This window comes from Microcystis sp. M165S2, from assembly GCF_020245885.1.
In the GTDB taxonomy this organism is placed as follows: domain Bacteria; phylum Cyanobacteriota; class Cyanobacteriia; order Cyanobacteriales; family Microcystaceae; genus Microcystis.
The window spans coordinates 1-9752 of sequence record NZ_JADBTZ010000318.1; the positions used below are offsets into that span (position 1 = coordinate 1).

A 9752-nucleotide genomic window follows, 5' to 3' on the forward strand; every position below is an offset into this window, starting at 1 on the left:
ACCCGAAATGGGTTGGTGACACTAGCCTTTGTCCAACGGTCAGTTCGCGTGTCACGACTACACATCTGATTTTCCGCTTACCAATCAGTTTAACACAAAGCCGTCCTAAAAGGACGGGGTTTTAACCCAAATTTTCGATAAGGTTGGTTAGGATTGACCATTGCCTTGGCACAAGGGACTAAAGACCTTGTTAGTCGGTGATTTCAGGCATTTGGCTGCCTATTTGCTGCCTAAACGTTTACACACTTATGAGAAACGCTATCAATCAACCAAGTTCGATCGCAAATCGCTATGATAGAATATTGGGTCTTTAATTTTCGCCCTCTCCTCCCTTTATGAAACTGCCTGTCGTCGCTATTATCGGTCGTCCCAATGTGGGCAAATCCACCCTCGTCAATCGTATCGCTGGAGATCAACAGGCGATCGTTTTCGATCAACCCGGGATTACCAGAGATCGCACCTATCAACCAGCTTTCTGGTGCGATCGAGATTTTCAAATTGTCGATACAGGAGGGCTAGTTTTTAACGATGACAGCGAATTTCTCCCTTTAATCCGCGAACAGGCTTTAATCGCCCTAGCAGAGGCAAGTGTGGCGATTTTTGTCGTCGATGGGCAAGGGGGAATTACCGCCGGCGATCGAGAAATTGCCGCTTGGTTACGACAGCAAAATGTACCGATACTTTTGGCCGTCAATAAATGTGAATCGGTGGAACAGGGTATCCTGCAAGCGACGGAATTCTGGGAATTAGCCATCGGTGAACCCTTCCCCATCTCGGCCATTCACGGCTCTGGTACAGGAGAACTACTCGATGCGGTGATTAAATATTTGCCACCCGCGGCGGAAATTCCCGAAAATGAAGAAATTAAAGTGGCAATTATCGGTCGTCCTAACGTGGGTAAATCCAGTCTCCTCAATGCTTTAACCGGACAACAACGGGCGATCGTTAGTCCGATTTCGGGAACCACCAGAGACTCGATCGATACTTTAATTGAACGAGAAGGACAGGTTTATCGGTTAATTGACACCGCTGGCATTCGCCGTAAGAAGAATGTGGACTATGGAGCCGAATTTTTCAGTATTAACCGTGCTTTTAAGGCAATTCGCCGGTCTGATGTGGTACTATTCGTCATCGATGTGCTAGATGGTGTCACCGAACAGGATTTAAAATTGGCAGGACGAATCATTGAAGAAGGGCGCGCGGTGGTGCTAGTAGTCAATAAATGGGATGCGGTGGAGAAAGACACCTACACTATCAATACTTATACCAAAATGCTCCAAGATCGGCTGTATTTTATGGATTGGGCAGAAATGATCTTTGTCAGTGCCATGACGGGGCAAAGAGTCACCAAAATCCTCGAATTAGTCGATATTGCCGCCGAATCTCACCGTCGTCGCGTCAGTACCTCGGTAATCAACGATGTGATCGAAGATGCGGTGAAGTGGCACAATCCCCCCACCACCAGGGGCGGAAAACAGGGGAAACTATACTATGGCACGCAAGTATCGAGTCACCCCCCCACGATCGCCCTTTTTGTTAACGATCCCCAGCGCTTTAATGATAACTATCGCCGTTACATCGAAGGGCAATTCCGGCAACAGTTAGGCTTTAAAGGAACCCCGATCCGCTTAATCTGGCGCGGCAAACCGGCGCGAGAAGTGGAAAAAACGGTTAATAGAGCCACCAAGGTCTAATTTATGGATTTATTGCGAAGTTTGCCCATCGGTCTTTATCTCGATCAACCGATTACCCGACTACATCAACTAGATGCCAGGGTAAAATTTATCTGGTTAATGGCTTTTTTAGCAGCACCTTTATTAGCTAATGCTTGGTGGCGTTTAGCTTTGGTGGGATTGTTAATGTTGTTAACCCTGCTGGCACCTATTCCCCCCCGCGTCTGGCGGCAACAGATGGGCTGGCTGATATTTTTAGCGATTATCGTCTTTCTGATTACCGCTATCACTCCCGATGGTTTAGCGGTGAGTATTCAGCCGCGTTTACCCGATGAAGGGCTGAATTTACCGCCAGCAAGTGATTATCAGTATGTTTTATGGGATAGAGGTCGTTTATTTGTTACCCGACGTTCTTTGGAATTAGCAGTGAGAATTAGTACCTTAGTTTTTACTTTAATTTATAGCACTAATCTCTTTTTGTTGACGACAGCCCCGGAAGAAATTACCGAAGGTTTAGAGAATTTAATGAGTCCTTTACGGCGATTTCATGTGCCGGTGACGGAAATTTCTCTGACTCTGACCCTGTCTTTGCGCTTTATTCCTCTGGTTTTAGAAGAAGTCCAAAATCTAGCTAGGGCAGTGCGAACTAGGGCGATCGATTGGCAAAAATTAGGGATTAAAAGAAGTTTAAACGTCTGGTTAACAGTAGTGGAAAAATTACTAGATAATTTGCTTTTGCGCGCCGAACAAATAGCGATCGCTATGGAGGTTCGCGGTTTTACCAGTCCCAATCAGCATCAAGTGCGCTGGCACCAATTACAGTTAAGATGGGCTGATTTTATCGCTTTATTTTTGTTAATTCCCTTTTGGGCAGCCCGATTAGTTTGGGGTGGTTTATAGCAGTTATCAGTTATCAGTTAATAGACCGGGTATCGCCCCCGAATATCAAGGAAAAATTTTTGAGCGAGATCAAACCGAAAATACAGACATAGGTCTATCAATTGTCAAAAAAATTCTTGATAATCAAGGAGAGAGAATTTGGATAGAATCCCGCTCAGGTGAAGGAGCAAGTTTTTATTTTACTTGGCATAAAAATTCTCCTAGTTAGCTTATAATTAATCGTGCAAAATTGAATACTAAATCCTGTGGAAAAGGTATAGCAGAGTAGGGAGAAGCGATTTTTGCTCCCCTTGTCCCTTCCGTCGGCAAACCCCGGCGTTTTTTCTATCTTAACAAAACTCAACTTTGAGAAAATTGTCGGAAAAGAGATATTAGCTCAGAAAGCGATTATACTCAATGATCGAAGACTATTGGCTGGCGATCGATGAACCAAGACAACGAGATTAGTCATTTACTAGACCTCATGCCTGCTTCGGGACGGATGATGACGCGCATTGTCAGCAAACCCGAAAGCACCAAGGTAATCGAAACTAATTTTCCCCTGCCTTGGCAAAGAGGGGTCAGACCAATTCAAATTAATTTTGACCTCTGGCGGCAATTATCAAGATCCCAACGGGATCTAGTCTTGTTACGGGCCGTCTCTGTTTTAACGGCAGTAAAATGGTTTAAACCCGATCTCGATCGAGTAATTGCTCTAGCTGGTATCATCGGTTTAACCGTGGAAACCCTGCAAACCGATGCCGTCGGTATGGCAGTAGCAGGGGGTTTAACTGCCTTGGCAATTAACCGGATTTGGCGGGAAAAACGCAGCCCCCAACGGGAATTAGAGGCAGATGAAGCGGCCCTAAAAGTGGCCGTTAGACGCGGTTACACGGAAACCGAGGCCGCTAAGGGTTTATTATCGGCTATTGAGACTATAGCTGAAATTGAGGGGCGATCGAGTCTCAATTTTAACGAGTTATTGCGCTGTCAAAATCTGAAAAAATTAGCCAATCTCTCCTTTGTTGGTGTTCCCGATCAGGTGAGACAATCTTAAAGTCAGTTGTTTTGGCTATCAGCTTTCTTTTTACCGATCGCTGATTACTGACTACTAATTACTTAAATCCCTAACCTTAAAATAACTACTATAAAAATATTTTTCCCCTTGCTCAATGGCTGCAATTGACTCTTTAGAAAAAGCCTTAAAATATCACTTTGGCTACGATCAATTTCGACCGAATCAACGCCAAATAATTGAGGCTGCTTTAAATAATCAGGATTTATTAGTAATTATGCCTACCGGAGGCGGTAAATCTCTCTGTTTTCAGCTGCCTGCTTTAATCAAAAAAGGGGTGACGGTGGTGGTTTCTCCTCTAATTGCTTTAATGCAGGATCAAGTAACTGCCTTAGCTGATAATGGCATCGGGGCAACATTTCTCAATAGCACTTTAAACGCTAAACAAGTCAGAGAAAGAGAATCTTTAATCCTACAAGGAAAAATTAAACTGTTATATGTGGCTCCAGAAAGATTATTATCGCCTAGTTTTTTAGATTTTTTAGCTGTTATTGATAATTACCTCGGTTTAGCCTGTTTAGCGGTAGATGAGGCACACTGTGTCTCCGATTGGGGTCATGATTTTCGCCCTGAATATCGACAAATTAAACAAGTTCGTCAACGCTTTCCCTCCGTGCCAATTCTGGCTTTAACTGCCACCGCTACCCAACAGGTTAGAGAAGATATTATCCAACAATTAGGATTGCGAGATACTTCCATTCATATTGCTAGTTTTAATCGTCCTAATCTTTATTATGAAGTTCAACCTAAAACCAGTAAATCTTATCAGCAATTGTATCAATATATTAAAGGACAAAAAGGAGCAGGAATAGTTTACTGTATCAGCCGCAAAACCGTCGATAAAGTTGCAGAACAGTTACAAAAAGATGGTATTAATGCCCTACCCTATCACGCCGGTATGGAGGATCGGGAAAGAAGTAAAAATCAAACCCGTTTTATTCGGGATGATGTGCAGATTATGGTGGCAACAATTGCCTTCGGTATGGGGATTAATAAACCCGATGTGCGCTTTGTCATTCATTACGATTTACCCCGCAATTTAGAGGGATATTATCAAGAATCTGGCCGTGCGGGTAGGGACGGAGAACCAGCTAAATGTACCCTCTTTTTTAGCTTTGCAGATGCCAGAAAAATTGAGTATTTTATTAACCAAAAAACCGAGCAAAATCAACAACAGAAAGCTCGTCAACAATTGCGACAGGTGTTAGATTATGCTGAAGGGACTGAATGTAGAAGATCGAGCGTACTAGGTTACTTTGGAGAAAGTTTTGCGGGTAACTGTGGTAACTGTGATAACTGTCGGAATGGTACAAATAACCAAGATTGGACGATCGAAGCACAAAAATTTTTATCCTGTGTGGCGCGGACGGGACAGAAATTCGGTATGATGCACATAATCAACGTACTGAGGGGAGGAAAAGGTGAAAGAATCATCCAATATCAACATCATTTATTATCTACTTATGGCATCGGTAAAGATAAAACTGTGCAGGAGTGGAAACGTTTAAGTCGTTCCCTTGTCCAGCAAAATCTATTAGTAGAAACTGAAGACGATTTTAGAATCTTGAAACTTAATCAACACAGTTGGGAAGTGATGCGGAAACAACGTTCCGTATTTATTGCCGTCCCCCAAAAAGCTAACGGTCAAATCTTGGGAGACGACAATCCCAATACGCTGGAAAGTGATTTATTATTCGATCGCTTGCGGCAACTGCGGAAAAAAATTGCCGATAGTCAAGGGGTGCCTCCCTACGTTATTTTCCATGATTCTAGTCTGCGTTTGATGGCCCAATCAAAACCCCGGAGTTTAGGGGAGTTTCGTCAAATTTCTGGAGTAGTACAAAGCAAAGTACAACAGTATGGGGATATATTTATAGCGGCAATTAATGATTTTTGTCAGGATAGTCTTCCCTCTACTCAATTGCTCACTCTCCAATACTATCAAGATGGGTTGACTGTGGAAGAAATCGCTCGCAAAAGAAGCTTAAAGGTCTCAACAATCTATGAACATTTAGCTAAATTGCTGGAAGCGGGTTACGAAATTGATATTAATCAGTTAGTCTCTAAAAATAAACAGGAATATATTCGTTTAGTGATCAAAAAAGTGGGCGATCGATCCCTGAAAACTCTCAAAGAAAATCTGGGAGATAATTATAGTTATGAGGAAATTAAATTAGTTGTTGCTTGGCAAAGACGACCCCGGCAATAAGGGCAGAGGAACTCTTTTGATGCAACCCGCCACTTTACAGGCAATAGGCAATAAATAATCAGTTTTTAATAACCGGATTTAGTATTACAATCAGTGGGTTAATCGGCTCAAAAATTGCTTTTTCTGGGGTTGAAAATGTTTCAACCCCGATTTTTATCATCCAGGAAAAATAACTTCTAGGGGAGCGGGAATCATCTCGCTACGAAAGTCGAGAATCTGGACTAGGATTAAATAGGCAACGGCGATTAAAATCGAAATTGCTCCCGTGATAATGGCGATAATTTTAGCAGAATTCATATAGTTAAACGATAATTTCCTGAGATTATTGATCTATTCCCGCAAAAGCTACCGAAATTTATTCTCATCTACGATTGCGAGCCTAAACAATTTAAACTGAATATATCTTACAGCACAATTATCCGAGGCGATCAAGAGGAGGAAAATCTTTACCGAATGAAGGTTAGTTACGGTTAAAGAGATTTTGCCATCAGTTCCACGAAAGAATAGGGTTTATCAGCTAGGAGAACATTCAGAATTTTGACTAATCCCGAACTGAGGTTCAGGTTGAAACCCAGTTTGACAGGAGATAGTTCTTGTGGCTCAAGACATAGACTAAAATCTATGGTCAAGCTTAAGATTATTTGTTAATTGAATCTATGCAACCAGCAAAACCCTTGCTATAATCGACAATATATGGTAATAGACCAATTCCATCCACTGCATCGGCATCCTCAAAGTTGATCAACCTCGCTTTGTTTTAAGGTAGGCTAAGGCCTGCCTTAATTTTTATCGGTGATCAGTAACCAGTAAGCAGAAAATTGCCATTTAATACCGAATCAGCGATCAGACTGTCCACGGAAAACTCAAATCTGATCACTGGTGACTGATAACTGATCTGATCCCCTAGCGTGATAAGCTGAGTATTGGCTAATTTTACAAAAAATTAAGACTTTCCCCTTGTGGGAGTTATCAGCTAAAACCCAGAGTAGACATAAACAATGGTAGCGACAACAGAAACTAACGTTGGTAAAATCGTCCAGATCATCGGTCCTGTCATCGATGCCGAATTTCCCAGTGGCAACCTGCCCCGTATTTATAATGCCTTAACCGTAAAAGGAACCAACTCCGCCGGTCAAAATTTATCCGTTACTTGTGAAGTACAACAGTTACTCGGTGACAACCAAGTGCGCGCCGTTGCCATGAGTACCACCGATGGTTTAGTGCGCGGTATGGATATCGTCGATACTGGCGCAGCGATTAGCGTTCCCGTGGGTAAATGCACCCTCGGTCGGATTTTTAACGTTCTTGGTGAACCCGTGGACGAAAAAGGACCGGTTAACGTCATCGAAACCTCTCCTATTCACCGTCCCGCTCCCAAATTAGTTGACCTTGAAGTAACACCGACGGTTTTTGAAACTGGTATCAAGGTGATTGACCTGCTCACCCCCTACCGTCAAGGGGGCAAAATCGGCCTCTTTGGGGGTGCTGGTGTGGGCAAAACCGTCATTATGATGGAATTAATCAACAATATCGCCATTCAACACGGTGGTGTCTCGGTTTTTGGCGGTGTGGGTGAAAGAACCCGCGAAGGAAACGACCTCTACAACGAGATGATCGAATCGAAGGTAATCAACGCTGATAACCCCGAAGAATCGAAAATCGCCCTCGTTTACGGTCAGATGAACGAACCCCCCGGAGCGAGAATGCGCGTCGGTCTCTCCGCTTTGACCATGGCCGAATACTTCCGCGATGTCAACAAGCAAGACGTACTCTTATTTATTGATAATATCTTCCGTTTCGTGCAAGCTGGTTCGGAAGTATCGGCGCTCCTCGGTCGGATGCCTTCTGCGGTAGGATACCAACCCACCCTCGGCACTGACGTAGGCGACCTGCAAGAGCGGATTACCTCCACCAAAGAAGGATCGATCACTTCCATCCAAGCAGTCTATGTACCCGCGGATGACTTGACTGACCCCGCTCCCGCTACTACCTTCGCTCACTTGGACGGAACAACTGTACTATCCCGTGGTCTGGCTTCCAAAGGTATCTATCCGGCAGTAGATCCCCTCGGTTCCACCAGCACCATGCTACAGGCCGATATCGTCGGTGATGAACACTACGGCACCGCTCGCGCCGTCCAATCTACCCTGCAACGCTATAAAGAGTTACAGGACATCATCGCTATTCTCGGTTTAGACGAATTGTCGGAAGAAGATCGTCTCATCGTTGACCGCGCTCGCAAAATTGAGCGTTTCCTCTCGCAACCTTTCTTCGTGGCCGAAGTGTTCACCGGTTCCCCGGGTAAATACGTTACCCTCGCTGATACGATCAAAGGCTTCCAGATGATCCTCAAAGGTGAACTCGATAGCTTACCCGAACAAGCGTTCTATATGGTCGGCAATATCGATGAAGCGATCGCTAAAGGCGAAAAACTCAAAAAAGGCTAATTAAAAGTCAGTAGTAACCGCTAAACGCGGTTACTTAACCCAGAAATCTGCCAAAATTATCGTTATTATCACCCATGAGCATTACAGTACGGGTTATTACACCCGATCGCATTGTCTGGGATAACGTGGCCGAAGAAGTAATCCTACCCAGTTCCACGGGACAATTAGGTATTCTTAGCGGTCACGCTCCTTTATTAACTGCCCTGAATATTGGCGTAATGCGAATTCGACCGGGGAAAGACTGGGAAAATATCGCGGTTTTGGGCGGTTTTGCCGAAGTCGAAAATAATGAGATCAAAGTCCTCGTTAATGGGGCGGAATTAGGCTCAAAAATCGATAAAGAAAAAGCTCGCGCCGAATACGAACAGGCCCAAACCCGTCTCGATGAAGTCAGTAAAGGGGATGACCGTCGCAAAACTATCCAAGCGCAACAATCATGGCGCAAAGCTCGCGCTAGATACCAGGCCGCTGGCGGTTTAGTCTCGGTTTAAACCAAACCAAATCAAATTAAAGCAAAATCGGGCGGGTTTATATAAACCTACCCGATTCTTTTTCAGTTATCAGTTATCAGTTATCAGTTATCAGTTATCAGATTTGAGGCTTCAGTGAATGATGTTAAGTAGGTGGGTGGAATTAAATATAAGATGAACGTAGGTTGGGTTGAAGCATGAAACCCAACGCCCGATTATGTTACGAAGTGCGCTAACCCATCCTACAAATAATTGTGCCTCCCTACTTATTGAGAAGTCGCTGTTCTCCTCCTGATCGGTGATCACTGAAAACGTTTCCTGTTTTCCGTTGCCTAAAACTGGAGATTTTGTCGCTCCCCATTAAGATAACTGCTATAAATTAATTACTACCACTAAAAACAACTTCGGGGAATTTTAACTGTGCATCGGCCATGGGGATTTGTCGGCCTTGATTGCGTAACTCTTGCCAAAAATTAATTACTTCTGTGGCTTTGTTGAGAACATCAACGCGATCGGACTCATCAATCCAGTGTTTTGCTTCTAACTCCTCTTGCAGTTGCTGCCAAGCATCATTGCGCGGCCAGAAAAAATAAGCGGTCAGGGGGCTAGTTCCTTTGCCGACCACCTGATCTACAGCGATCGCTACGCTCTGATCTAACCACAATACTTTTAAAATAAACTTTGATTCGGAACTGACTGTCATTGTTAATCGTTAATCCTACAATTCTCCATTATATCATCTTTTGACTCAATTTTCCGCAGTCAGTTTTTAACTATTTTTTCCTATTTTTTCGCTAATAACCGCTTTGACATCCTCGCCGCCGTAAAACGGACGGTGATTCCCAAACCTCACGATTTGGGTTTCTGCTTCTTTCCCTTGCGGGGTTTCGCACCTGCCTTAACAGATTTACTCTGTTCTGGTCTTATGGTCGCTCTACAGACTGACACCGCAAGTCCTGCGGCCAAAATGTTTTTACTAGCGTTAATATCTCGGTCATG

General features: G+C 43.8%; 9 protein-coding genes and 1 pseudogene. 7 read left to right on the plus strand and 3 right to left on the minus strand.

The window, feature by feature from the left end:
* The first annotated feature begins 335 nt into the window (after positions 1–335).
* The 5 genes from der to recQ all read left to right on the plus strand — a co-directional run bounded on the left by der (position 336) and on the right by recQ (position 5836).
* Positions 336–1694, plus strand: a complete 1359-nt coding sequence (der, locus tag IM479_RS15855; protein ID WP_286826112.1) for a ribosome biogenesis GTPase Der — start codon at positions 336–338, stop codon at positions 1692–1694.
* A 3-nt stretch (positions 1695–1697) separates the two neighbouring features.
* On the plus strand, positions 1698–2573 hold the full coding sequence (locus IM479_RS15860; protein WP_287687583.1) for an energy-coupling factor transporter transmembrane component T family protein: 876 nt from the start codon (positions 1698–1700) through the stop codon (positions 2571–2573).
* Positions 2563–2781, plus strand: a complete 219-nt coding sequence (locus IM479_RS15865; protein ID WP_158199999.1) for an ATP-binding protein — start codon at positions 2563–2565, stop codon at positions 2779–2781. Before IM479_RS15860 ends, IM479_RS15865 begins: the two co-directional genes overlap by 11 nt.
* Positions 2782–2997: 216 nt before the next feature.
* Positions 2998–3609 (plus strand): DUF3318 domain-containing protein, encoded by a 612-nt coding sequence (locus IM479_RS15870; RefSeq protein ID WP_287687586.1) that lies wholly within the window; start codon positions 2998–3000, stop codon positions 3607–3609.
* 115 nt (positions 3610–3724) lie between these two features.
* Positions 3725–5836: a DNA helicase RecQ gene (recQ, locus tag IM479_RS15875; RefSeq protein ID WP_287687588.1), complete on the plus strand. Its 2112-nt coding sequence runs from the start codon at positions 3725–3727 to the stop codon at positions 5834–5836.
* A gap of 156 nt (positions 5837–5992) precedes the next feature.
* Here the strand turns inward: recQ and IM479_RS15880 are convergent, their stop codons facing one another.
* A complete protein-coding gene (locus tag IM479_RS15880) occupies positions 5993–6133 on the minus strand; it encodes a hypothetical protein (RefSeq protein ID WP_002760440.1) in 141 nt (46 codons plus the stop codon).
* Between the two features lie 701 nt (positions 6134–6834).
* On the opposite strand from IM479_RS15880, the gene atpD reads away from it, so the two are divergent.
* Together atpD and atpC are read left to right on the plus strand one after the other, a co-directional pair.
* The gene (atpD, locus tag IM479_RS15885; RefSeq protein ID WP_287075583.1) at positions 6835–8283 is read left to right on the plus strand and encodes a F0F1 ATP synthase subunit beta; all 1449 of its coding nucleotides are present in this window, start codon (positions 6835–6837) and stop codon (positions 8281–8283) included.
* Between the two features lie 74 nt (positions 8284–8357).
* Positions 8358–8774, plus strand: a complete 417-nt coding sequence (gene atpC, locus IM479_RS15890) for an ATP synthase F1 subunit epsilon (RefSeq protein WP_002760449.1) — start codon at positions 8358–8360, stop codon at positions 8772–8774.
* Positions 8775–9132: 358 nt separating this feature from the next.
* Here atpC and IM479_RS15895 read toward each other — a convergent pair whose 3' ends face one another.
* Both IM479_RS15895 and IM479_RS15900 read right to left on the minus strand, forming a co-directional pair.
* Entirely contained in the window at positions 9133–9456 is a 324-nt protein-coding gene (locus IM479_RS15895; protein WP_286826118.1) for a 30S ribosomal protein PSRP-3, read from the minus strand.
* A gap of 146 nt (positions 9457–9602) precedes the next feature.
* Positions 9603–9752, minus strand: a pseudogene (locus IM479_RS15900) (RNA-guided endonuclease TnpB family protein); the annotation flags it as partial.

Coding starts and splice junctions, on each gene's coding strand:
- IM479_RS15880 (WP_002760440.1), bottom strand. CDS start 6,133: ATGAATTCTGCTAAAATTATCGCCATTATCACGGGAGCAATTTCGATT.
- recQ (WP_287687588.1), top strand. CDS start 3,725: ATGGCTGCAATTGACTCTTTAGAAAAAGCCTTAAAATATCACTTTGGC.
- atpC (WP_002760449.1), top strand. CDS start 8,358: ATGAGCATTACAGTACGGGTTATTACACCCGATCGCATTGTCTGGGAT.
- IM479_RS15895 (WP_286826118.1), bottom strand. CDS start 9,456: ATGACAGTCAGTTCCGAATCAAAGTTTATTTTAAAAGTATTGTGGTTA.
- IM479_RS15860 (WP_287687583.1), top strand. CDS start 1,698: ATGGATTTATTGCGAAGTTTGCCCATCGGTCTTTATCTCGATCAACCG.
- IM479_RS15870 (WP_287687586.1), top strand. CDS start 2,998: ATGAACCAAGACAACGAGATTAGTCATTTACTAGACCTCATGCCTGCT.
- der (WP_286826112.1), top strand. CDS start 336: ATGAAACTGCCTGTCGTCGCTATTATCGGTCGTCCCAATGTGGGCAAA.
- atpD (WP_287075583.1), top strand. CDS start 6,835: ATGGTAGCGACAACAGAAACTAACGTTGGTAAAATCGTCCAGATCATC.